The sequence below is a fragment of the Sphingomonas sp. genome (assembly GCF_048595155.1).
Lineage (GTDB): Bacteria > Pseudomonadota > Alphaproteobacteria > Sphingomonadales > Sphingomonadaceae > Sphingomonas_I.
In genome coordinates this window covers 16249-40179 of sequence record NZ_JBMDXN010000105.1, presented here as the reverse complement: position 1 = coordinate 40179, position 23931 = coordinate 16249, and the positions used below count along the sequence as shown (strand labels likewise).

21 protein-coding genes are annotated in these 23931 nt (G+C 65.7%); 11 read left to right on the top strand and 10 right to left on the bottom strand.

Annotated elements, in window-relative coordinates; translation table 11 throughout:
* Positions 1 to 179: 179 nt before the first annotated feature.
* A complete protein-coding gene (locus ACOJSI_RS16530; protein WP_420139404.1) occupies positions 180 to 599 on the bottom strand; it encodes an EF-hand domain-containing protein in 420 nt (139 codons plus the stop codon).
* A 97-nt stretch (positions 600 to 696) separates the two neighbouring features.
* Between ACOJSI_RS16530 and ubiA the strand changes: the two genes are divergently transcribed.
* Positions 697 to 1617, top strand: a complete 921-nt coding sequence (ubiA, locus tag ACOJSI_RS16525) for a 4-hydroxybenzoate octaprenyltransferase (protein WP_420139403.1) — start codon at positions 697 to 699, stop codon at positions 1615 to 1617.
* A gap of 13 nt (positions 1618 to 1630) precedes the next feature.
* On the opposite strand, the gene ACOJSI_RS16520 is transcribed toward ubiA, so the two are convergent.
* The gene (locus ACOJSI_RS16520; RefSeq protein ID WP_420139402.1) at positions 1631 to 2197 is read right to left on the bottom strand and encodes an FMN-dependent NADH-azoreductase; all 567 of its coding nucleotides are present in this window, start codon (positions 2195 to 2197) and stop codon (positions 1631 to 1633) included.
* Between the two features lie 81 nt (positions 2198 to 2278).
* Between ACOJSI_RS16520 and ACOJSI_RS16515 the strand changes: the two genes are divergently transcribed.
* The 3 genes from ACOJSI_RS16515 to ACOJSI_RS16505 are packed head-to-tail and all read left to right on the top strand — an operon-like array spanning position 2279 to position 4875.
* Entirely contained in the window at positions 2279 to 2704 is a 426-nt protein-coding gene (locus ACOJSI_RS16515) for a winged helix-turn-helix transcriptional regulator (protein ID WP_420139401.1), read from the top strand.
* A 46-nt stretch (positions 2705 to 2750) separates the two neighbouring features.
* The gene (locus ACOJSI_RS16510; protein ID WP_420139400.1) at positions 2751 to 4097 is read left to right on the top strand and encodes a TldD/PmbA family protein; all 1347 of its coding nucleotides are present in this window, start codon (positions 2751 to 2753) and stop codon (positions 4095 to 4097) included.
* Positions 4090 to 4875 carry a 3'(2'),5'-bisphosphate nucleotidase CysQ gene (locus tag ACOJSI_RS16505; protein ID WP_420139473.1) on the top strand — a complete coding sequence of 262 codons (786 nt, stop codon included), beginning with the start codon at positions 4090 to 4092 and terminating at the stop codon, positions 4873 to 4875. The genes ACOJSI_RS16510 and ACOJSI_RS16505 overlap by 8 nt, the downstream gene beginning before the upstream one ends.
* Here ACOJSI_RS16505 and ACOJSI_RS16500 read toward each other — a convergent pair.
* A complete protein-coding gene (locus tag ACOJSI_RS16500; protein ID WP_420139399.1) occupies positions 4872 to 5351 on the bottom strand; it encodes a nuclear transport factor 2 family protein in 480 nt (159 codons plus the stop codon). The two genes, ACOJSI_RS16505 and ACOJSI_RS16500, sit on opposite strands and share 4 nt — an antisense overlap.
* Before the next feature lie 169 nt (positions 5352 to 5520).
* Here ACOJSI_RS16500 and ACOJSI_RS16495 point away from each other — a divergent pair, with 169 nt between their 5' ends.
* From ACOJSI_RS16495 to ACOJSI_RS16485, 3 genes are all read left to right on the top strand, one after another.
* Entirely contained in the window at positions 5521 to 6330 is an 810-nt protein-coding gene (locus tag ACOJSI_RS16495) for a helix-turn-helix domain-containing protein (protein WP_420139398.1), read from the top strand.
* Between the two features lie 32 nt (positions 6331 to 6362).
* Positions 6363 to 8669: a TonB-dependent receptor domain-containing protein gene (locus ACOJSI_RS16490; protein WP_420139397.1), complete on the top strand. Its 2307-nt coding sequence runs from the start codon at positions 6363 to 6365 to the stop codon at positions 8667 to 8669.
* A gap of 171 nt (positions 8670 to 8840) precedes the next feature.
* The gene (locus ACOJSI_RS16485) at positions 8841 to 9365 is read left to right on the top strand and encodes a cupin domain-containing protein (protein WP_420139396.1); all 525 of its coding nucleotides are present in this window, start codon (positions 8841 to 8843) and stop codon (positions 9363 to 9365) included.
* Between the two features lie 17 nt (positions 9366 to 9382).
* Here ACOJSI_RS16485 and ACOJSI_RS16480 read toward each other — a convergent pair whose 3' ends face one another.
* The 4 genes from ACOJSI_RS16480 to ACOJSI_RS16465 all read right to left on the bottom strand — a co-directional run bounded on the left by ACOJSI_RS16480 (position 9383) and on the right by ACOJSI_RS16465 (position 12083).
* A complete protein-coding gene (locus tag ACOJSI_RS16480; protein ID WP_420139395.1) occupies positions 9383 to 9682 on the bottom strand; it encodes a GFA family protein in 300 nt (99 codons plus the stop codon).
* Positions 9683 to 9747: 65 nt separating this feature from the next.
* Positions 9748 to 10182: a CoA-binding protein gene (locus tag ACOJSI_RS16475; RefSeq protein WP_420139394.1), complete on the bottom strand. Its 435-nt coding sequence runs from the start codon at positions 10180 to 10182 to the stop codon at positions 9748 to 9750.
* A 4-nt stretch (positions 10183 to 10186) separates the two neighbouring features.
* Entirely contained in the window at positions 10187 to 11173 is a 987-nt protein-coding gene (locus ACOJSI_RS16470; protein ID WP_420139393.1) for an Mrp/NBP35 family ATP-binding protein, read from the bottom strand.
* A 49-nt stretch (positions 11174 to 11222) separates the two neighbouring features.
* Positions 11223 to 12083: an alpha/beta hydrolase gene (locus tag ACOJSI_RS16465; RefSeq protein WP_420139392.1), complete on the bottom strand. Its 861-nt coding sequence runs from the start codon at positions 12081 to 12083 to the stop codon at positions 11223 to 11225.
* 102 nt (positions 12084 to 12185) lie between these two features.
* On the opposite strand from ACOJSI_RS16465, the gene ACOJSI_RS16460 reads away from it, so the two are divergent.
* Positions 12186 to 15224 carry a glycosyl hydrolase family 28-related protein gene (locus tag ACOJSI_RS16460; protein ID WP_420139391.1) on the top strand — a complete coding sequence of 1013 codons (3039 nt, stop codon included), beginning with the start codon at positions 12186 to 12188 and terminating at the stop codon, positions 15222 to 15224.
* A gap of 41 nt (positions 15225 to 15265) precedes the next feature.
* Here ACOJSI_RS16460 and ACOJSI_RS16455 read toward each other — a convergent pair whose 3' ends face one another.
* Positions 15266 to 15532 (bottom strand): helix-turn-helix domain-containing protein, encoded by a 267-nt coding sequence (locus ACOJSI_RS16455; RefSeq protein ID WP_420139390.1) that lies wholly within the window; start codon positions 15530 to 15532, stop codon positions 15266 to 15268.
* A gap of 347 nt (positions 15533 to 15879) precedes the next feature.
* On the opposite strand from ACOJSI_RS16455, the gene ACOJSI_RS16450 reads away from it, so the two are divergent.
* Positions 15880 to 16575: a FadR/GntR family transcriptional regulator gene (locus ACOJSI_RS16450; RefSeq protein WP_420139389.1), complete on the top strand. Its 696-nt coding sequence runs from the start codon at positions 15880 to 15882 to the stop codon at positions 16573 to 16575.
* A gap of 178 nt (positions 16576 to 16753) precedes the next feature.
* Here ACOJSI_RS16450 and ACOJSI_RS16445 read toward each other — a convergent pair whose 3' ends face one another.
* Positions 16754 to 17320, bottom strand: coding sequence for a gluconokinase (locus tag ACOJSI_RS16445; protein ID WP_420139388.1), 567 nt, complete (start codon positions 17318 to 17320; stop codon positions 16754 to 16756).
* A gap of 299 nt (positions 17321 to 17619) precedes the next feature.
* On the opposite strand from ACOJSI_RS16445, the gene ACOJSI_RS16440 reads away from it, so the two are divergent.
* On the top strand, positions 17620 to 20592 hold the full coding sequence (locus ACOJSI_RS16440) for a TonB-dependent receptor plug domain-containing protein (protein WP_420139387.1): 2973 nt from the start codon (positions 17620 to 17622) through the stop codon (positions 20590 to 20592).
* A gap of 112 nt (positions 20593 to 20704) precedes the next feature.
* Here ACOJSI_RS16440 and ACOJSI_RS16435 read toward each other — a convergent pair whose 3' ends face one another.
* Positions 20705 to 21151, bottom strand: a complete 447-nt coding sequence (locus ACOJSI_RS16435; RefSeq protein ID WP_420139386.1) for a type II 3-dehydroquinate dehydratase — start codon at positions 21149 to 21151, stop codon at positions 20705 to 20707.
* A 108-nt stretch (positions 21152 to 21259) separates the two neighbouring features.
* Here ACOJSI_RS16435 and ppc point away from each other — a divergent pair, with 108 nt between their 5' ends.
* Positions 21260 to 23929 carry a phosphoenolpyruvate carboxylase gene (gene ppc, locus ACOJSI_RS16430; protein ID WP_420139385.1) on the top strand — a complete coding sequence of 890 codons (2670 nt, stop codon included), beginning with the start codon at positions 21260 to 21262 and terminating at the stop codon, positions 23927 to 23929.
* Positions 23930 to 23931: the final 2 nt, after the last annotated feature.

Here is a 23931-nt window from a genome sequence, read left to right as displayed (position 1 = left end):
GTTCGTGGATGCCAGCCTGCGCGGGCATGACGGGGGGCAGGAATCTTTACCCGTCACCCTAGCGAAGGCTGGGGTCCATGGCAGGTGTCGCGGGCGGTGGGGTCGGGGCGGGATCCGCCTTCCCCGGCGGCGGGGCGCAGGGGCGGGTCCGTGGATGCCAGCCGGCGCTGGCATGACGGCTATTGGGCGGGCTGGGTGCCGCTGGCGGCGGCGCGGGCGGCCTGGCGTTCTTCGGGGGTGAGGATCCCGTCGTGATTGGCGTCGACCGTATCGAAGGCGGCGGCGGCCTGGGCTTGCGCCTCGGCGGCGGAGACCTTGCCGTCATGATTGGCGTCGGCGCTGGCGAACATGCGGGTGACGCGGCCGACCATGCGCGGATTGTCGCCCATCGTCTTGGTGAAGGCGGCCAGTTCATCCTGGGTGATGAAGCCGTCCTGGTTGCGATCGAGCTGGCCGAAAATGAGCGCGGCGCGCTGCAGCGCATCCGCCTTGGTCTGCGCATTCTGCCAGGTCGGCGCGGCCTGGCCGGTGGAAATTTCCTGCGCGAGCGCGGGCGTGGCGATCAGCAGCGGCAAGGCGGCGACGAGCAAGCGGTGCATGGGCGAATCCCTAAAAGCTGCGCCGATCATGCCATTACCGCGCCCAACCGTCGATGAACGGCTTCCGTCCGTCGCGCGATTGGGGCAGGAGGCGGCCATGGCGCCGCCGACTTCGATCGTTCCCGACAGCGAGCATCGCGGCCTGCTCGGCCTGTTGCCGCAGCGCGCGCGCGATCTGGTGCAGCTGGCGCGGTTCGACCGGCCGATCGGGGCCTGGCTGCTGTTCTGGCCGGGCGCGTGGGCGATCGCGCTGGCCGGGCATGCGTTCGACCGGTGGGATCTGATCGCGTGGTTCGCGCTGGGGGCGGTGGCGATGCGCGGCGCCGGCTGCGTCTATAACGATATTGCCGACCGCGACCTGGATGTGCGGGTGGCGCGCACGCGCGAGCGGCCGGTGGCGAGCGGGCGAGTATCGCTGACGGTGGCATGGGTGTGGCTGGTCGCCCTGTGCCTGGTGGGGCTGGTCGTGCTGCTGCAGCTGAACCGGCTGGCGCAGATCGTGGCGATGTGCAGCCTCGCTCTGGTGGCCTGCTATCCCTTCATGAAGCGGATCACCTGGTGGCCGCAGGCGTGGCTGGGCATCGTCTTTTCGTGGGCGGCGCCGGTCGGGTGGCCGGCCGCGACCGGCTCACTCGGCCTGCCGCTGGGCTGGCTCTATGCCGGCGCGATCTTCTGGGTGCTGGGCTATGACACGATCTATGCGCTGCAGGATATCGAGGACGATATGCGGATTGGCGTCAAATCCTCCGCCCGCGCGCTCGGCCGCCATGCCCGGGCGGGTGTGACGGCCTTTTACCTGATCGCGATTGCGCTCTGGGGCATGGCGATCTGGAGCGTGCGGCCCGAAGCGCTGGCGCTGGTCGCGCTGGCGCCGGTTGCAGGGCATCTGCTGTGGCAGGTGGCAGGGCTGAAGCCCGAGGATGGGGCGGATGCGCTGATGCGTTTCCGCTCCAACCGTTTCGCCGGGCTACTGCTGTTCCTCGCCTGCCTGGTGGTGGGCACCACCAGCCAGGCGTAACCAGGCCGCGCGCCTAGGCGGCGAGCCGATCGATCTCGGCAGAGGCGGTGTCAATCGCGCTCGCGCGGCCCTCCGGCCCCATCATCACGCCTTCCGCGACGACGAATTCGGGCGTGATGCCGATGAAGCCGAACACCGCGCGCAAAGAGGTTTCGGTATGTTCGAAGGCGGCCGCGGGCGAACCAGCGCTGTACAGGCCGCCGCGCGACAAGGCGATGATCACGCGCTTGCCGCCGGCCAGACCCTGCGGGCCTTCGGGACCATAGCTGAATGTCTCCCCGGCAATCAGGACGCGATCCAGCCAGGCCTTGAGTTGGCTCGGCAGGGTGAAATTATACATGGGCGCGCCGATCACGACGACGTCGCTGGCGAGGAATTGATCGAGCAAGGCGCGGCTGTCCGGTGAGGAGGCCGGCATCAGGCCGAGCGTGAGATGCGCGATCGGATCGGCGGCCAGATCGCGATAGCTGATTTCCAGCCCCGGATGGGCGGCGCGCAGGCGATCGACGATCGTGGCGGTGAGCTGGCGGCTGACCGAGCCGTCGCCGGTGATGCTTGAATCGAGGTGGAGCAGTTTCATATAGAAAGCCTTTCCGGTATCAGTTTGTTACCGGGGCGGGATATGTGACCGCATGCCACGCGCCCGCAAGGAGGCACAATTTTGTTACCCGAGCACATGGATGTGACTGCCGACGACGCTGCGTTCGCCCGCTCCCGCGCTCTGTTGGCGGAGGTGGAGCAGCCGCGCTGCCGCAGTATCGCGCCGATCCTGCAGCGCGTCGGCGACAAATGGAGCATCCTGATCGTGATGTTGCTGGCGGGCGGGCCGCGCCGGTTCAATGAGCTGAAGCGCATGATCGACGGCATCTCGCAGCGCATGCTTACCTTGAACCTGCGCGGGCTGGAGCGCGACGGGCTGGTCAGCCGCACCGTCTTCCCGACCATTCCTCCGCGGGTGGATTACGAGCTGACCGCGCTCGGCAAATCGCTGTGCCAGCCGATCATCGCGCTGGGGCAATGGGCCGACACCCATTATGATACGATCACCCAATCGCGCGCGGCTTTCGACGCCAAGGCGGAGGAATAGGTTGCGGACGCTTCCGTTTGGCCGCGCCCATCCCTAAGTGCGCCTAATGTATTCCGTCTCCGAAGCCGAAAACCGCGTTGCCGATCTGGTGGCCGCCGCCAAGCGCGTGGGCGCCGATGCCGCCGACGCCGTTTATTATCGCAATGCCTCGACCGAGGTGCAGGTCCGCCTCGGCACGCTGGAGGATGTCGGCCGGTCCGACGGCGAGGAGATCGGCCTGCGCCTGTTCGTGGGCAAAAGATCGGCGAGCGTGTCATCTTCCAACCTGTCCGGCGATGCGCTGAACGCGCTGGTCGAGCGCGCGGTGGCAATGGCGCGCGAGGCACCCGAAGACGAATTTGCAGGGCTGGCGCCGGCCGACCGGTTGCTGACCGGCGATGCGGTGCCGATCGACGGCGACGATGGCGCCGATCCCGCACCGGCCGAATTGAAGGAACGAGCGCTGGCGGCGGAAGAGGCGGCGCGGGCGATTGCGGGCGTGACGAATAGCGAGGGCGCGGGCGCGAGCGCGGGGCGCACGCTGATGGCGCTCGCCACCTCGACCGGCTTTGCGCGCGGGTTCGTGACGTCCGGCTATGGCTGTTCGGCCAGTGTGATCGCGGGCGAAGGTGCCGGCATGCAGCGCGACTACGCCTATCATTCGGCGCGCTACCTGAGCGACCTGGAAGCATCGGACGCAATCGGGCGTCGCGCGGGCGAACGGGCGGTCAAGCGGCTCAACCCGGGCAAGCTTCCCTCCGGGCCGATGCCCGTGGTGTTCGATCCCCGTGTCGGTTCCAGCCTGATCGGCCATCTGGCCGGGGCGATCACGGGCGCGGCGATCGCACGCAAGACCAGCTTCCTGCTAGGCAAACGCGGCGAGCGCATCTTCGCGCCCGGCATCACCATTCGTGACGATCCGCACCGCTTGCGCGGGCTGCGCAGCCGCGCCTTCGATGCCGAGGGGCTGCCGACGGCGCCGATCGATATCGTTGCCGACGGCGTGCTCCAGACCTGGCTGCTCGACAGTGCCTCCGCCCGCCAATTGGGCGAGCAGCCGACCGGCCATGCCACGCGTGGCGGCAGCGGCGCGCCAGGCGCGGGCACGAGCAATATGTTCCTGGAAGCGGGAACCGTCTCCGTGGCGGAGCTGATCGGCGACATCGCGCTGGGCGTGTTCGTGACCGAGCTGATCGGCCAGGGCGTCAATGGCGTGACCGGCGATTATAGCCGGGGCGCATCGGGCTATGCGATCCGCAATGGCCAATTGGCCGAACCGGTGGCGGAGATCACCATCGCGGGCAATCTGACCGACATGTTCCTGGCGCTGACGCCGGCCGACGATCTGGAGTTCCGCCGTGCGATGGACGTGCCGACGGTGCGGATCGACGGGATGACGATTGCCGGTGCCTGACGGGCTGATCGACGCCGTGGCGGCGGCGGCGGCCGAGGCCGGCCAACTTGCGATGGATCGCTGGAAGACCGACTTTCGCCGCTGGGAAAAGGCCGCCGGCAGCCCTGTCTGCGAGATCGACCTGGCGGTCGATGAACTGCTGAAGGTGCGGCTGGCGGCGATCGATGCCGACGCCGGCTGGCTGTCCGAAGAAACGGCCGACAATGAGGCGCGCCTGAGCAACCGCCGGCTGTGGGTGGTCGATCCGATCGACGGCACGCGCGATTATCTGCGCGGGCGGCCGGGCTGGTGCGTGTCGGTGGCGCTGGTCGAGGATGGCGCGCCGATCATTGGGGTGCTGGATGCACCGGCGCGGCAGGAAAGCTGGCGCGCGGCGGCCGGAAAAGGCGCCACTTGCAACGGCACGCCGCTGCGAGCGTCGATGCGGCTGGAACTGCCGGGCTCGCGCGTGCCGGCCGACACGCTGCCGCGGATCGACGAGGATCTGATCGCGGTGCCGCGCGCCAATTCGATCGCGCTGCGCATCGCGATGGTGGCGGCGGACCAGGCCGATCTGTGCGCCAGCCTGCGCTGGGGCAATGAGTGGGATATCGCCGCCGCTGCCCTGATCGCGCAGGAAGCGGGCGCCACCGTTACCGACGCGCTGGGCACGCAGATCCGCTATAATAGCGATGCGGCGGAAGCGTTCGGCGTGGTCGCGAGCGCGGCGGCGATCCACACCGCCGCCGTCGCCCGCCTGGCCGAACGCGCGAGCGCGGCCAGTATCCAGCCGCGCTAGCCGAAGGCGACCGGGCCGACCGCGCCATACCAGCGCGAAACCTTGGTCGGATCGGCATCGTCCATGTAGAAAAAGTGGGTCATGGTCGGTGTGACGACCGGCTGACCGGCGGCATCCGGTGTCATGCGCACCTGCCCGCGAAAGATCTTCAGACGGGGGCTGTCCCAATATTCCAGAACATCATGGTGCGCGGTGAAGCCGGTATCGACGAAGGCCCGCAGATTGGCGCGGATCGCCTCGCGGCCATGCCAATCGGCGACACCCAGATTGCACACGGCATCTTCGGCGAGACAATCGAAGCCGGCACCCCAGCTCTTGTCGTCAATCTCCTGCCAGAAGGCCAGCAGCCAGCCCGGTGGGCTCATGCGTGTGAAGAGGCGCTGTTCGCCCGCCTGCTCCGGCGGGGACGATGCAACATTAAACAATTCCGCCCTGTCGTCGGTGATGCCTATGCCTTCAAGATCGTATTCGGTCATGAGCTGTGTCTCCGGGCTGGGCAGATGCGGCGCCCGGGTGCGGCACATCGATCAGCCGGCAGGATCATCGGGGCGAAAGATAATCGCGACAATTACGCGGGAGGTAATCAGCGTCCCCGCTCCTGCGTGATAGGAAAGGCAAGATCAATCGGAGGATCGTCGGCAAATCGTGAGCGAAGCAAAGCGGTTGGGGGTAGGCGAAGTGTTGCGGCAGTGGCGGCAGCGGCGCGGCCACAGTCAGCTTGATCTTGCCCTTGAGGCCGGCGTGTCGCAGCGTCACTTGAGCTTCGTCGAAAGCGGGCGGAGCCGCGCCAGCCGGCAGATGCTGCACCTGCTGGCCGATGCGCTCGATATTCCCTTGAGGGATCGCAACCTGTTGCTGGTCGCGGGCGGCCATGCCCCTGCTTATCCGGAGCGATCCTGGGACGATCCCGCGCTGGCCGGGCTGTTGACGGCGGTGCGGCGGATGCTGGCGCAGCACGAGCCGTATCCGGCAATCGTGATGGACCGCTATTGGAATGTCGTGATGACCAATGCGGCGGCGTCGCGCTTCTTCGGCCGCTTCGTCGATCTCGGCGCGCGACCCCAGCCCCGCAATCTGCTGCATTTGATGTTCGATCCGGCCGGCATGCGGCCCTTCCTCGGCGATTGGCCGCGTACCGCCGCAATGCTGCTCGCGCGGGTGCATCGCGAGGCGGTGGGGCGAGCGATCGATGACCAGACCGGCCGGCTGGTCGCGGCTTTGCGCGCCTATCCGGACGTGCCGACCGATGGGCGCGAACCGCCGGAAGACGACACACTGCCCGTCCTGCCGCTCACCTTCCTGCTGGAGGGGCAGAGGCTGCGTTACTTCTCGCTGCTCACGACCGTCGGCAGTCCGATCGATGCGCTGGCGCAGGAGATGCGGGTCGAATGTCTGTTTCCCGCGGATGCGGAGACCGAAGTTTATCATCTCGCGCATTTTGCGGGGACGGCCTGATCCGGCCACGCCTCTTTTCCGCCGGTCTGCATGTGGCTGCCCTGCTGTGGCTGTGCCGTCCGGCGACGGCCGGCGTGGTGGAGCGCTACGACTTGCCGTCGCTGGCGCTGATCGATGCTTTGCAGGAGCTGAGCGCGCGCACCGGCCTGACGATCGGTGGCAGCCGCATCGACCCCGCGATCCGCAGTCATGCGGTGACCGGGCGGATGTCGGCGGAGACGGCGTTGCGTCGGTTGCTGATCGGCACGGGGCTGCGCGCGGTGAAAGTGGGGGCCGGACACTATCGCCTTGATCCGGCGCCGCGATCCCGGGTGGCGTTGCCCGTGTCGGTCGCGCCGGTGACGGAGCAGGATATCGTCGTCACGGCCGGCAAGCGCGCGCAACCGCTGGCTCTGACGGAGGGCAATGTCGAACGCGTTACCTTCGCCACACCGCTCGGGGCGAGCGATGGCCGCGGCAATGTAAGCGATCTGGCCGGGCGGGTGCCGTCGCTTTCCTCCACCGCTTTGGGCCCAGGACAGAACAAGCTGTTCCTGCGTGGCGTGGCCGACACGAGCTTCACCGGCCGAACGCAAGCGACTCTGGGCGAATATCTTGGCGAGGCGCGGATCAACTTCAACGGCCCCGATCCTGGTCTGCTGCTCTACGATGTTCGAAGCGTCGAACTGCTGAAAGGGCCGCAGGGTACCCTATATGGCGGCGGTACGCTGAGCGGCGTACTGCGGATCGAGCCCGAGCGCCCGAACCTGAGCCACTGGTCCGGCTTCGTGGACAGTGCGCTGACTGGCACCTGGCAGGGTGCATGGGGCGGCGCGCTCGCCGGCATGATCAACGTGCCGCTTGCGGACGAGCGCTTCGGCCTGCGCCTGCTGGCATATCGTCGGATCGACGGCGGCTACATCGACGATGCACAACGCGGCCTGCGCAACGTCAACCGGACGAAGACGACCGGCGCGCGCGCGCAGATGCGGTTGAAAGCAGGGGCATGGTCGGTCGACCTGCTTGGGGCGCACCAGGATATCGATGCGCGGGACGGCAATTACGCGGTGAAAGGCTTGCCCCGTTTGACGCGCGCGACCGCCGTGGCGCAACCGTCGCGCAACCAGTTCGATCTCGCGACGCTCGAAGTTCGCGGCGCGCTGGCGGGCGCCGAACTGGTATCCGCAACCTCGCTGCTGCGAAATGACATTTCAGCGACCTTCGATGCGACGGCGGTGGCGGGGCAGGCGGCGGCGCTGGTCAATGCACGCGACATTCAATCGTTCAGTCATGAGAGCCGGCTGTCGCATAGCGCGCCGGACGGTTCGGGGTGGATCGTCGGCTTCGCTGCGCTGGGGCAGCGGGAAACGCAACGGCAACTGGCGGATGCGCCGCAAGCCGCGATCTACACGATGCGGTTCGATACGAAGCGGATCGACCTGGAACTGTTCGCGCAGCTTTCGCATCGCTTCGGCCGCTTCCTGCTGACCGGCGGAGCGCGGGTGACAGGATCGCGCCTGCATGGCGCCACCGACATTCCGGTGCGTCCGGACGAGCGCAATCTGCTGCACCAGGGCGACGCCCATGTGTCGCCGATGGTGCAGCTTTCCTGGTTCGGCAGCGACGCGCTGACGGTTTCGGCCAGCTACCGCCAGGGATTTCGGTCCGACGGTGTAACCGTCCTGCGCCTGCCGACAGAAATCTATCCCAATGGCACCCTGGCCATTCCTTACGGGGCGGATTCGATCCGCGTGCTGGAGGTGGACGGCAGTTACCGCACACAGGGTGCCCGCCCCCTGACACTGACCGCCGCGGTTTCGCTGGTGGACTGGAGCGCGATCCAGGCGGATCAGTTTTTCAGCGCGGGTTTTCCCGTCACGATCAACTTGCCCAGCTCCAATCTGGTGAATGTGGATGTGTCCGGCAGTTGGCGGCCATGGACCGCACTCTCGATTGGGGGCGGCCTTTCCGCCACCACTGCCATTTCCGGTGTGCATAGCGACTATGGTCTGCACGAGGTTGCAAGCGTGCCGCGTGTCGCCTGGAACATCGACGTCGCCTGGTCGCGCGGGCTGAGGGGCGGCTACAAGCTGGGGCTTGAGGGGCGCATCAGCTATCGCGGCAAAGCGCGCCTCGGCACCGATGAGTTTCGTCGGATCCGGCAGGGAGAGATCGTGGATGCCAGCCTGTCGGCGCGGCTGACGCGGGGCCGCTACTCGGCGACGGTGACGGTCGACAATTTGGCGAACAGCCAATCCAGTCTGTTCGGCTACGGTAATCCGTTCACTTTCCTGAGCGAGCGACAGATCACACCGCAGCGTCCCCGCTCCGTTACGCTGGGGCTGCGGGCGGACTTCTGATGGACGCTGTATCGCTTTGATGGCGAGTTCCGGACCGCAAGGCAGGACCGCCTATGGTTTGCTACCGCTGCAACGCGAAGATCTGCTTTGATCATCAAGATGTAGTGGAAACACTGTCTACGACCACGGATAGTCACACTCAAATCCGAGTGACGCTGTGGAAAGTAACCCGTGCAAGATTCATTCGATGAGACGCCGGAAGCTCACGAAGCCGAGGCAGGTTGGCACGAGATAACGCCGGGTGAGCGGTTCAGGATACGCACCTCTGCTTCGGAAACTGCCGGCCGTTACGTGACGCTGGAGATCGTCGCCGATCCTCGCAACGCTGTGCCGCTGCACATCCACGCCAACGAAGAAGAGCATTTTGTCGTTCTAGAGGGGCGTCTCCACCTCACGAATGGCGAGGAGAGGGTGGAGTTAGCGGCCGGCGAGGCGGCGACGGTGAAGCGGGGCACCCCCCATGCCTGGGCCAACCTGTCGGATGTTCCTGCGCGGATGCTCGTGATGTTCGCACCCGGCTATCAGGAGAAGATATTCCGGCTCATCGAAACTGTGACCGACGGGGACCTTTCCGTCATTGCCGAAGAAAATGAGCGGTTGGGCTCGAGTATCGTCGGCCCGCCGCCTTATGACGACGTATATTCGGTTTTCTCGCCAAGAGGGACCGGCCAGACCAGTCAGGCCGAGGCGCGCTGAACGCAAAGCTGCGCGGCCTAATCGGCGTTGTCTAACTTGCGCACTTCGATGCTGGTCTCGTCGAAATCGTCGAGCAGGCGGGCGTTGATGCCCATCTTGCCGAAATCTTCGCCGAGCGTCTGCCAGTGGGTGCCGCAGCCGCAGGTGGGGCAATGGTGGATGCCGATCAGGCGATCGCCCCAGATATAGGCCTTGGTCTCGCCGGAAATCTGCACCTGATCCGGCGGGAAATAGGCGGTGCGCCAGGCGGTGCGGCGGCAGAGCGAGCAATTGCAGTCCGCCACCCAATCCGGCTGCCGGGGCAGCGTGATCTGCACGTTTCCGCAGTGACAGCTTCCCCGAACGCCCATCGCGGCCTTGTACCGCGATTTTGGGATGTGCGCTATTCGGCCGCGATCTTGGGAACGTTCAGGCGGGGGAGATCGATGGCGGGGCAGCGATCCATCACGACCTTCAGCCCGGCGGCTTCGGCGCGGGCAGCAGCCTCTTCATTGATCACGCCGATCTGCAGCCAGACCGATTTGGCGCCGGCGGCGATGGCTTCGTCGACCGCGTCGCCTGCGGCCTGGGGTCGGCGGAAGATGTCGACCATGTCGATCGGTTCGCCGATCTGGCTGAGTTCACGCCAGACATATTCGCCATGGACATGTTCCCCGGTGATCTGTGGATTCACCGGCAGCACGCGATACCCCCAATCCTGCAGCACGCGCATGACGCGGTAGCTCGGCCGATCGGGCCGGTCGGAGGCGCCGATCAGCGCGATCGTGCGCGTATCCTTCAGAAGCTGTGCGATATCGGCGTCGTTGGTCAGGGGCATAGGGCTAGAACGACGGAGCCGCCGATGGGTTCAGCCAGCGCAGCACCGCATCGGCGACGCCGCCAAATTGCGCCGCATCGGGCGTGCCGGCATCGGACGCCTTGCGAATGTCGATCGACAGCGGGATGCGGCCGATAAAGGGCAGATCCAGCCGCTTGGCTTCCGCCTCCGCCCCGCCCTGCCCGAACGGATCGGAGATCTCGCCGCATTTGGGGCAGGCATAGCCCGCCATATTCTCGACGATGCCGATGATCGGCACGCCCGCCTTGGCGAAAAGGTCGATCGCGCGTTCGGCGTCGATCAGCGCCAGATCCTGCGGCGTGGAGACGATCACGGCGGCGGCGGGCTTGTGCTTCTGAATCATCGACAATTGGACGTCGCCTGTGCCGGGGGGCATGTCGACGATCAGGATTTCGGCGCTGCCCCAATGGGCATCGACCAATTGATCGATCGCCTTGCCCGCCATCGGCCCGCGCCACGCGACCGCCTGCCCGGGGGCGACCAATTGGCCGAGCGAGAGCATCGGCACACCCGATCGCGTCTGCACCGGCACCAATTTGTTATCATAGGCTTCGGGCTTCACATCGGCATCGAGCAGCCGCGGCTGGGATGGGCCGTAAATATCGGCGTCGACCAAACCGACCTTCACGCCCTTGTGCAGCAACGCGATCGCCAAATTGGCGGCGACGGTGGACTTGCCGACGCCGCCCTTGCCGCTGGCGACCGCGATCAGGCGCGGGCCGGCGGCGCGTTCAGCGGTCAGCGCCACGCGCACGGCTTCAACCCCCGGCAGCGCCATCAGTTCGGCGCGGGCGCTTTGTTCGATCGCGTCGCGCGCGGCCGCATCGAGCCCGCTGACATCGATCACCGCATCGACCGTGGTGCCGGTCTGGCGCGGAATCGCGGCGCGCCGGGAGGAGATGAGGCCGGAGCCGGAGACGGGATCGATCACGCGTTCCAGCGCGGCGGCGAGGGGATTTTGCGAAGCCATATACCGGCCCTAGGCCCGGATCGGCGGCGGCGAAAGCGGCTGGCGCGCTCTATTGCTTGCGGGGCAGCAACCAGCCGCTGTCGCTGAGCCAATCGAACAACCGGTCGGGCCAGTGCTGGATCGACACGCGTTCGTTATGCATCGCCATGTTGAAGCCGTGATCGGTATCGGCAAACAGATGCAGCTCGGCCGACACCTTGGCGTCGCGCAACTGATTGTACAGCGTCATCGCGGGCACGACGCAGCACGGATCGAGCGTACCGGCGGCGATGAAGGCGGGCGGGGCACCTGCCACCTGCCGCGCCGGTATGCCCAGCGGGCCGGGATAGACGAGGATCTGGAAATCGGGCCGCGCGCTCTGGCGATCGACCGCGTCCAGCGGCCAGGAGAGCGCGGGCTCGGGATTGTCGGCGGTGAGCGAGACGAGCTCGCCCCCGGCCGAAAAGCCCATCATTCCGATCCGTTGGGGATCGACGCCATAGTCCTTGGCATGGGCACGGACCCAGCGCACCGCGCGACGCGCATCGGCGGCGGCATCCCCTTCGATCGAATAGGTGGAGCCGGCTTCGCGGGCGAGGCGATACTTCAGCACGAACACGGTCAGCCCGAAGCGGTTGAGCGTGCGCGCGGGCACCATGCCTTCGTTGACGAACACCATCATGCGGTGGCCGCCCCCCGGTACGACGATCACGGCCGCGCCATTGGCGTGGACCGGATCGGCGGGGAACACGGTCAGGCTGGGATTGTGGACGCTGCGGACATAGGTGTTTTCGACGATTTCGGGATCGTGCGCATGGGCCTGTGCGCCCGGCGCGCCGTGCGGCCAGATCGGCAGTGATTGCGGATCGGCGGCGTAAGCGGAGGATGCCGCGAACAGCAGGAAGAGCAGGGTCGTCAGACGGGCGCGCATCGGCATTTTCCCCTTCATGCTTCCCTATGCTGCGGCCAAGCGTGCCGTCATTACGACCTTTGTCGCGGTTTCGGCGGGGGCGGGAGGGGGTAGGACTTGACCATGCGTATCCCATCCTTGCTGCTCGCATCGGCGGCCTTGTGCGGCGTTGCCGGCCGTGCCGCCGCGGCCTCCTCCTCCGTCTTCCTGAGCGCGCCGGCCGAGCCGAGCGCGATCATGGTGAAGGCGGTGGGCGATGGCCAGGCGGACGACACCGCCGCGATCCAGGCGGCGATCGATACCGCCGCCTCCAGCAAGATCGGCGAGGGCATCGTCTTCCTGCCATCCGGCCGCTATCGCATCAGCCGGACGCTGGCGATGTGGCCCGGCGTGCGCCTGTTCGGGGTCGGCAAGACGCGCCCGGTCATCGTGCTTGGGCCCAATACGCCGGGCTTTGGCGAGGGGCTGGGCACGATGGTGATCTTCGCCGGCTTCAACCCCAGCCGGCCGACGCCGAACGGCCAGCCGTTCCGCGTGCCGGTGCCGCCGCTCGGCAGCGTGCCGTTCAACGACAAGATCGCCGACGCCAATTCGGGCACATTCTATTCGGCGATGAGCAATGTGGATTTCGAGATTGGCGACGGCAATGCCGGCGCGGTCGGCATCCGCTTCCACACCGCGCAACACGCCTATCTGAGCCATATGGATTTCCGCATCGGATCCGGCCTGGCGGGCGTCTATCAGGTCGGCAATGTCGGCGAGGACCTGCATTTCTACGGCGGCCGCTATGGCATCCTTGCCGAAAAGACCTCTCCCGCCTGGCAATATACGCTAATCGATTCCACCTTCGACGGCCAGCGCGACGCCGCCATCCGCGAGCATGAAGCCGGCCTGACACTGGTCAACACGACCATCCGCAACACGCCCGTCGGCATCGATATCGACGAAGGCTATGGCGACTGGTTCTGGGGCAAGAATGTCCGGTTCGAGAATGTCTCGAAAGCGGGCATCATCATCAGCAACGAGAATAACGTCTACACCCAGATCGGGTTCGCCAATGCGGTCGCGCGCAACACGCCGGTCTTCGCCCGCTTCCGCGACAGCGGCAGGACGGTGGCAGGCGCGGGTAGCGCCTATCGGCTGAGCCGGTTCACCTACGGCCTGGTCGTGCCCGGGCTTGGCCAGACCGGCCATTATGCGACCGACATGGACATGACGCCGCTGCGCGCCCTGCCCAAGCCGGCCAAGCGCGCGGTGCGGCTGCTGCCGCCGGTCGCGGCCTGGTACAGCGTGCGCGCGAGCGGCGCCAAGGGTGACAATGCGACCGACGATACGCAGGCGATCCAGCGGGCGATCGATACGCATGATGTCGTCTATTTCCCGGCCGGCTTTTATGTCGTCACCGACACGCTGAAGCTGCGGCCGAGCAGCGTGCTGATCGGGCTGCATCCGGATCTGACGCAGATCGTCATACCCGATCGCACGCCCGCTTATGCCGGTGTCGGATCGGCCAAGGCGCTGATAGAAAGCGCCAAGGGCGGTGCGGCGATCGTGTCCGGCCTGGGCCTGGCCACGGGCGGAATCAACCCGCGCGCGACCGCCTTGTTATGGAAGGCGGGGGCGGATTCGCTGGTGCATGACGTGAAGGCGCAGGGCGGCCATGGCACCGGCCTGGCCGACGGCACCCGCTTCGACCCCTATAATGCCAATCATTCCTCGGATGCCGATCCGCAGAAGCGGTGGGAGGCGCAATATCCGAGCTTCTGGGTGACGGACGGCGGCGGCGGCACCTTCAGCGGCCTCTGGTCACCCAACACATTTGCCCAATCGGGCTTCAAGGTCTCCGACACGACCACGCCCGGCTATGTCTATGAGCTGTCGAACGAGCATCATGTCCGTTCGGAAATCGTGCTCGACAATGTCCGCAACTGGGAATTCCTGGCGCCGCAGACCGAAGAGGAAGTGGGCGAGAGCCAGGACACGATCGCGCTGGACGTGCGCAAGTCGCGCGACATCCTGTTTGCCAATTTCCACGGCTATCGCGTCACGCGGTCGATCAAGCCGGCGGTGGCGGCGATCCGCGTGATCAACTCGTCCGATATCCGCCTGCGCAATGTCCATGTGAATGCGGAAAGCGGCTACAGCTTCTGCGACGATGGCGGCTGCGGCACCTATTTGCGCGTCAGCAAATTTCCGTATGAAAATTCGGTGCGCGACGCGACGCGCAAGCTGGATGTGCGCGAACGGGAATTTGCCGTGCTCGATCTGCCGGGGGCGCCCCCGCCGGCCGCACCGGCGGGGCCGAAGGTCGAGAAACTGGAAGACGGCTTCTATTCGATCGCCGGCGCGGCAGTGGATGCGAACGGCAAACTCTATTTCATAGATCGCCGCTTCCAGACCATTTATGGCTGGGAACAGGGCAAGGGCCTGTCGATCGTGCGGGATCAGACGCTGGATCCGGTCAACCTCGCGGTCGATCGGTCGGGGCATGTGATGGTGCTGTCATCGGACGGGCCCAAGGCCACCGTCTACAGCTTCGACCCCAATGCGCCCGGCGACGATATCAAGGTGATCGCACCGACGCCGGTGAAGGCGCGGCGCGACGTGCGCGTCGCGGTGCCGGCCAATTTCTGGAACAATGGTGAGTTTCGCGATCAGCTGAACGTGCGCAGCTATCGCTTCACGACGCTGGGCGAGATTTTCGCGCGCGACGCCGGCCAGGCCAAGACGGACGAATATGTCTCGCCCGACGGCAGCCTCGTCCTGCCGGCCTTCCGCGTCCATCAGCAGGGGCCGAGCAACTTCCTGGGCTGGCGCTTTTCCGACACGCTCGACACCTATGGCTTCGTGACCGCCACGCCGGGCGAGCGGGTGTTCGTGAGCAATGCGACGGAGGGGAAGACCTATAGCGGCGTGGTGTCGGCGGACGGCGCCCTATCCGACCTGAAGACCTTCACCAATCGCGGGGGCGAGAGCGTGGCGACCGGGCCGGACGGCCGTGTTTATGTCGCGAACGGGCAGATCTTCGTCTATGACGCGCAGGGCCAGGAAGTCGGCAAGATCGACGTGCCGGAACGGCCGTTGCAGCTGGTGTTCGGGGGCAAGGACAAGCGCACCCTGTTCATCCTGGCGCACCATGCCTTGTATGCGGTGCAGATCTGATCGGTCGCCCGGCACCGAATGGCCGGGCGGACCTCCCGGCGTCAGGCTGCGGCGGCGTCCGCCGACTGCGGCCACAACGCCGCCTGCGCCGCAATGGCGACCTGCGTACGATTGCGGACGTTCAGCTTGCGCATCAGCGCGGTCATGTGCGCTTTGACGGTCGCTTCCGCAATGCCGAGATCATAGGCGATCTGCTTGTTGAGCAGGCCCGAATGAACCCCCTGCAGCACCTTCATCTGCGTTGGCGTCAGCTCGGCAAATCCGGCAGACCGGAAATCCGACGGCTCGATCCTTGAAATGATACCCATGGCAACCCCTCACCGGTTCAAGGCGCGTACACCCTGCGGCCGAGCGAGATCATGCCATTGGCAGTTCGCGCAGCCTGGCTCCGCCCCCTGTCGCGACTATACTCCTGCTAGGGAGTTGTCGAAATCAGTTGGACAGATTCGTACCTTAAGTCCGACAAAAAGTCGCGTCAATCCCGGCTCGGACCGAATTGGCGATGCTTGCCGCTATAGCTGTTGGACAACTTGGATCCATTGCGGTTCAACATGCCGGCATCTTGACGCCCACGCCTTAGCGCATGGCAGTTGCGCCACACTGGTAGCAAAAAGCGTTCCGCGTTATGCCCGTCCTGCAGCAGAGGCGCCCACACGTGGCAACTAAAATAGCGTCTTATGAAGGCTCGCTAGCGGATCGCGCCTATGCGGGCATCGTCGAAATCATCAACCGCAACGAATTGCAGGTGGGCGACCGCCTGCCGTCGGAATCGCGGTTGGCAGACAGTTTCGGCATATCCCGCACGATCGTGCGCGAGGCGCTGGTCCGCCTGGCTGCCGACGGAATCACCGAGGCGCGGCGCGGCGCGGGCTCCTATGTGAAGAGCCGCCCGTCCGCACGGTGGGGTGCGCATATGAGCATGTCGGAACTGTCCGCCACGCTCGGCACCTACGAAGTGCGGTTCGTGCTGGAGGCGGAAGCGGCGCGGCTGGCGGCAATGCGGCGCTCGCCGGAGCAGATGGCGGAGATCAACCGGGCGCTGGCGGATTTGCGGACGGCCTTATTGTCATCCGACCCGGCGCATGACGAGGATTGGGCGCTGCATCGCGCGATCGTGAAAGCCACCGCCAACCCGGCGTTCCTGGCCTCGTTCGACCTGCTGCATGGCGAGGTGGATCAGATCTTGCGGGCCGGCGTCGATATCTCGCGATCGCGGCCTCCCGAAGCGATCCAGACGATGATGCGCGAGCATGAGATCATCGTCGAGGCGATCCGCACGGGCGATGCCGATGGCGCGGCGCTGGCGATGCGCTGGCACCTGACGCAGGGGCGGAAGCGATTGATGCCCTAGGGGGCGTGAGCGCCACCTCAAGGGCAGGAACGTTGCGATGGGTCGGCGGATGCGAGCCGGCGCGGGCATGACGGTTTAGGCATTATCGTGCCTCCAAATCCCGCCGTCAGCCGAGCGAAGGCTGGGCCCATGACGCATACCCCGAGGATTATACTGTTGGCGGACCGTGTCGGGCGGCTCAGGCCAGGCGACGCGCTTCGGGTTGCTGATCGATGTCGAGCCAGGCGGCGGCGCGGTCCAGCATGGCGGCGGGAGGGATCGTGCCTTCCAGGAGCAGCGCGTGTTCGTCCGCGCCGGGCAGTTCCAGGAGAGCGAGTTGGCTGTCGAGCAGGCTCGCCGGCATATAATGACCGGGGCGGTTGTTGAGCCGGCGGGTCAGCTCCTCACGGTTGGCCTGAAGCAGGATGAAACGGGTCGGCAGGCCGATCGCGGCGCGCAGCCGATCGCGATAGACGCGCTTCAGCGCCGAACAGGCCGCAACCGCGCGGCGGTTCGCCTGCGCTGCGGCGCCGGTCGCGGCACCGAGATGATCGAGCCACGGCCAGCGATCGTCGTCCGTCAGTGGCTCACCCCGGCGCATTTTCGCGACATTGGCCTCTGAGTGAAAGCTGTCGCCTTCCAGGAAGGGGCAACCGAATCGCTCCGCCAGCAGCGCTGCGAGCGTCGACTTGCCGCTGCCGCTGACGCCCATCACGATGATGGCTTCCGCCGGTGACGATCCGCCGTGCCGCCGCATCTCTTCCATTCTCCAGCGTGGATGTGCCGGACGTCCGATCGTGGCTCCGTATCGCCGGCTCATATCCGGCACCGTGCCGAAACTGCCTATTACGACCATGGTCGAGGTCGTTCCCCGCCGCCCGCGCAGGTACACCAGAATATCTCCGGAAACGGTTCCAGCGCGCGTCGCTGTGGTCCGCCGGACGAATGAAACAAGAATAAGGGGATCATGAAATGGGGCTTGAGGACATGGACGGGCAGATGCCGGGGCGCGGGCAACGCGCACGCCAAGAGCAAGGAGGGGGAATGTCAGAGACGGTGCTTCGCATGAATCGGCGCCTCCTGTGGGCCGCCAGCCTGGGCGCGATCGCCGCATGCGCGATGTCGACGCCGGCGTTCGCGCAGGATGCGGCTCCGGCCGCGCAGACCGCTGCCCCGACGGTGCAGTCAGCACCCGCAGCACCGTCGGCAGCCAATGGCGATGATGGCACCGGCGACGTGATCGTCACGGGCTCGCGCATCACCAGCAGCGGCTTTCAGGCACCGACGCCCACGTCCGTGATCGGGGCGGAGCAGCTGCAGCTGAACGCGCAGCCCAACGTCTTCGCCACCATCGCCCAGCTGCCGTCGCTGCAAGGTTCGAGCGGCAGCACCACGAATACGTTCAGCACGTCGAGCGGCCAGCAGGGGCTGAGCTCTTTCTCGCTGCGTGGCCTTGGTACCATCCGCACACTGACCCTGATCGACAATCAGCGCGTCGTCCCCGCCAACGTCACCGGCGTGCCGGACGTCAGCCTGTTCCCGCAGCTACTGATCAAGCGCGTCGACGTCGTCAACGGCGGCGCATCGTCGTCTTATGGCTCGGACGCCGTCGGCGGCGTGGTGAACTTCATTACCGACACCCGCTTCGAAGGCTTCAAGGGCAACGTCCAGGGCGCCATCACCAAATATGGGGACAACAAGACGGCGCTCGCTCAGGCGGCCTACGGTACGTCGCTGCTCGACAATCGCCTGCACGTCATCGTCAGCGGCGAATATGATCGTGAAGGCGGCGTCGGCCCCGGCGATTACGGCTTCGGGCTGGCGAAGGGCCGTGACTGGTTCACCGGCCGCACCGTTATCAACCGCAACGTCCTCAACGACGGTGCGCCCCAATATGTCGTCGCGGATTATGCGCAGCCATATAATCAGGCCAAATATGGTCTGATCACCAGCGGGCCGCTCCAGGGCATCGCCTTCGATCCCGCGGGCAATCCTGTCCCATTCTTATACGGGAGCAATGGCACCCCCAGCAAAAACTCCACCGGCAGCGTCAACGGCTGCTATCCGGGCTTTTGTATCGGCGGCGACACGTCGGGCAACGTCGATGCCGGCCGTACGTTGCAGTCCGCGCTGAAGCGCTGGGATGCCTATAGCCGCGTCGGTTATGATTTTGCCGACAACAACGAAATCTATGTGACGGTCAACGTTGCACAGGTGAAGACGCACAACCAGCCGATCAATGGCATGGCGCGCCCCGGCCTGACCATCCAGTGCGCGAACGCCTTCCTGCCGGCGGCAATCCAGGCGCAGTGCGCCGCGGCCGGCATCACGTCGTTCGGCTTCGGCACCAGCAACGCGATCCTGCCGAGCACGCGTGTCGACACCGACCGGCGCCAATATCGCTATGTGGCCGGAGCGAAGGGTAAGTTCGACCTCTTCGGGACCGACTGGTCGTATGATACCTATTATCAATATGGCTTGAACAAGACGATCGTCGACGTCAGCCACATCATGCTCAACCGCCGTTTCGATCAGGCGATCAACGCGACCCGCATCAACGGCGTGATCGTCTGCGCCGATCCGGTCGCGCGGGCCAATGGCTGCCAGCCGATCAACGTCTTCGGCGCCACGCCGCCTTCGGCCGCCGCCCTCGCCTATGTTCAGCCGGAAAATGGCCCGTACCAGCATAGCCGTCAGCGGCAGGACGTGGTCAGCCTCAACTTCTCCGGTTCGCCGGTCGAGCTGTGGGCCGGCCCGCTCTCCATCGCGTTCGGTGGCGAATGGCGCCGGGAACAATATCGCGTGACCGCCGACCCTTATGGCAACGGCATCAACGAGCAGGCGGGTATCCCCGGCACGCCCTATAGCGCCGACTATCCCGCCGATCCGGTTCTGCTGGACACCGGCAACAACTGGTTCGCCGGCAATTACAAGAATGGCCGCGGCAAATATAATGTGAAGGAAGCCTTCTTCGAGGCCGATCTCCCGCTGTTCAATGCGCCGAACGGCATCGGTCGCGCTAATCTGAACGCGGCGGCACGCGTCACCGACTACAGCACCTCCGGCACAGTCTGGACGTGGAAGGTCGGCGGCACGTGGGATACGCCGCTTGACGGGTTCCGCCTGCGCGCAGTGACGTCGCGCGACGTGCGTGCACCCAATCTGTCGGAACTGTTCGCAGCACCAGTGACGACCACGCAGCCGAACTTCCTGGATCCGTTCCGCAACGTGAACGTGCTTGCGATCCAGAACACGATCGGCAACCCGAACCTGACGCCGGAAATCGCGCGCAACACCTCGTTCGGTGCGGTGCTCGCCAATCCGAAATGGCTGCCGGGCTTGAGCGTGTCGTTCGATTACTACCGTATCAAGATCAAGGACGTGATCAACACGCTAGGTGCGGCCGACATCGTCAACTATTGCTTCCGTCAGGTCCTGCCGACGTGCGACTCGTTCAACCTGAACAATCCGAACGGGCCGAATTTCATCAACGTGCAGCCGTTCAACTTCGCGCAGATCAAGACGACAGGCTATGATATCGAAGCCAGCTACCGCTGGGCGCGGCCGTTGGGCCTGGGCGGCGCGCTGACGGTGCGCGGCCTGGCCACGCACATCATCAAATATGTGACGGACACCGGCCTGCCGGGCACGATCCCGACCGACACCGCCGGCAACAATACGGGCAGCACGCCGAACTGGAAGTTGCTCGCGATCCAGACCTATGAGACCGACAAATGGTCGTTCCTGGTCCAAGAGCGTTGGATCTCCAACGGCAAATACAACCTCAATTATATTGAGTGCGAGAGCAACTGCCCGGTCTCGACCGTCAACCATCCGACGATCAACAACAACCGGATCAAGGGTGCGTTCTACGTCGATATCGGCGGCAGCTATAACATCCTGCCGCAGGTTACCGCCTACTTTAAGGTCGACAATCTGTTCAACCAGTCGCCGCCGCTGTTGCCCGGCTTCCCGAGCCCGTCGCTCTATGACATCCTCGGCCGGACCTATCGCGTCGGTCTGCGCTTCAACCTCTAACCTACCTCCAATCGGGTGGTGGCTTCGCGTAACCGGAGTCACCCCCGGTCCTCCCCGCCCCTCCAGGGGATCTCTCCCTCGCCTTCCGGTTCATCACCGGGAGGCATTCTTTTTAAGGGCGGTGTTTTTCGATCAGGTAGCGGATGGCCAGGACATAGCCGTGCGGGCCGAGGCCGGTGATCAGGCCGGTGACGGCGGCCGACATCAGCGAGTTGGCGCGCCACACTTCGTCGCGGCGATGGATGTTGGAGATGTGGACCTCCACGATGGGGCAATCGCACATCTTGAGCGCATCCAGGATCGGATAGCCGGCATAGCTGAAGGCGGCGGGGTTGATGACGATGCCGGCGGCGGCTTTGCGCGCCTCGTGGATCCAGCCGACCATTTCATGTTCGGCATTGGTCTGGTGGAAGCGCAGATCTAAGCCGGCCGCATCCGCCTCGGCACGGCACATTGCCTCGATATCGGCAAGCGTGGTGGTGCCGTAGATGGCCGGCTCGCGCTCGCCGAGATATTCCAGATTGGGTCCGTTCAGAACGAACAGCAGCGGCTTGGCCATGATATCTCCCTCTGGACATTTCCTTGCGGGTATTGGCCCCTCCAAGCAAGGTGCATGCGCCGTGTGAAAGGTTGACGCTCCGGACGTTGCGGTGCAGCACAGAGCGCGATGAGCCAAGTCCCGCCGGTCGCGCAAGACCCCGATATCCGTTTCCTCGGTCGCCTGCTGGGCGACGTGATCCGTGCTTATGGTGGGGAGGCGCTGTACCGGCGCATCGAATATATTCGATCGACCTCGGTCGACCGCGCGCGCGGTGTCGGTGGCGATGTCGATCCCGGCCTGGACGCGCTCAGCCTGGAGGACATGCTGGCCTTCACCCGCGGCTTCATGCTGTTTTCGATGTTGGCCAATCTGGCGGAAGATCGCCAGGGCGTGACCGCCGAGCCGGGTGCCGATCTAGCGGCGGCGGTCGAGAAATTGCGCGGGCAGGGCGTAGATGATGCCACCATCGCGGCGCTCCTCGACAACGGCCTGATCGTCCCCGTGCTGACGGCGCATCCGACCGAGGTGCGGCGCAAGAGCATGATCGATCACCGCAACCGCATTGCGGAGCTGATGCACCTGCGCGATCAGGGGCAGGAGGAGACGGCGGAAGGCGATCTGATCGACCAGGCGATCTACCGCCAGATCGCGTTGCTGTGGCAGACGCGCCCACTGCGGCGCGAGCGGCTGTACGTGGCGGACGAGGTCGAGACGGCCTTGTCCTATTTGCGTGACATCTTCCTGCCGGTAATGCCCGCGCTCTATGCGCGGTGGGAGCGGGTGCTGGGCAAACGGCCGAAGAGCTTCCTGCGGGCGGGATCGTGGATCGGGGGCGATCGCGACGGCAACCCCAACGTGACGGCGGAGTCGCTGGAGCTGGCGACGCGGCGCAACGCCGAGACCGTGCTTGGCCATTATCTGACCCTGCTCCACGCGATCGGCGGCGAATTGTCGATCTCGACCGAGCTCATGGCGACCACGCCCGAGGTCGAGGCGCTGGCCGCGGTCGGCCATGACGACAGCCCGGCGCGGTCCGACGAGCCGTATCGGCGCGCCATTACCGGCATCTATGCCCGCGTTGCCGCGACCTATCAGGCGGTCGCGCATCGCCTACCACCGCGCCCCGCCAGCGTCACGGCCGAACCCTATGCCGATGCGGCCGAATTGCGCAGCGATCTCCGCGTGCTGGCGCGTGCGCTGGCGCAGGGCGGGGGCGGCGCCTTGTCCACCGGCGGCGCGCTTGGACGCTTGATCCGCGCGGTCGAGACGTTCGGCTTCCATCTCGCGACGCTGGACCTGCGCCAGAATGCGGACGTGCATGAGCGCGTCGTGGCGGAATTGCTCAAGGTTGCCGGGGTCGAAAGCGACTATCTCGCCCGCGACGAAGCCGATCGTGTTGCGCTGCTGCGCGCGGAGCTGGCGACGATGCGGCCGCTGGCCAGCGCCTTTGCCGATTATAGCGACGAGACGCGGTCCGAACTGGCGATCGTTCATGCTGCGGCCGAGGCGCATCGCCGCTACGGCTGCCAGGCGATCACCTGCTACATCATCTCCAAGGCGGCGACGGTTTCCGACCTGCTGGAGGTGATGATGCTGCTGAAGGAGGCCGGCCTGTACCGGCCGGGGGCGGAGACTGGCTGCGACGTCATGGTCGTGCCCCTGTTCGAAACGATCGAGGATCTGGAACGCGGGCCGCAGGTAATGCGCGACTATTTCGCGCTGCCGGAGATTGCCGCGCTGACGGTGGCGCGCGGCTATCAGGAAGTGATGGTCGGCTATTCTGACAGCAACAAGGATGGCGGCTATCTGACATCGGTCTGGTCGCTCCATCAGGCGAGCCGCGCATTGAAGCCGGTGTTCGACACGGCCGGTGCCGCGATGCAATTATTCCATGGCCGCGGCGGCGCTGTCGGCCGTGGCGGCGGATCGGCCTTTGCCGCCATCCGGGCGCAGCCGGCGGGCACCGTCCATGGCCGCATCCGCATCACCGAACAAGGTGAAGTGATCGCGGCCAAATATGGCACGCGCGACGCCGCACAGATCAATCTGGAGGCGATGACCGCCGCGACCCTGCTCGCCAGCCTGGAGCAGAGCGAGATCGCCGAGGCCGATCAGGCGCGCTTTGCCGCGGCGATGTCCGAATTGTCGGCGGCCGCCTTCCGCGATTATCGCGCGCTGGTGTACGACACCGATGGGTTCCGGACCTTCTTCCGCCAGTTCACGCCGATTGCCGAGATCGCCACGCTGAAGATAGGCTCGCGTCCCGCCAGCCGCACCAAATCCGACCGGATCGAGGATCTGCGCGCCATCCCCTGGGTGTTCAGCTGGGCGCAGTCGCGGGTGATGCTGCCAGGCTGGTATGGTGTCGGCCATGCGCTGGAGGCGTTCGAGGATAAGGGCCTGCTGAAGGAAATGGCCCAGGGCTGGCCTTTCTTCCAGGCGACGCTTGCCAATCTGGAGATGGTGCTGGCCAAATCGGATATGGGCCTGGCCAGCCGCTATCTGAGCCTGGTCGAGGATCAGGAGGCGGGGGCGGCGATTTTCGACCGGATCCGTAGCGGCTGGACCCAGACCTGCGAGGGGCTGCTGGCCGTGACCGGGCAGTCGCGGCTGCTGCAGCGCACGCCGCATCTGGATGCATCGGTGCGCCTGCGCCTGCCTTACATCGAGCCGCTCAACCTGCTGCAGATCGAACTGATCCGGCGGTGGCGGGGCGGCGAGCAGGATGATCGCGTACGCGAGGGCATTCAGCTGTCGATCAACGCGATCGCGACGGGCCTGCGCAACAGCGGCTGACC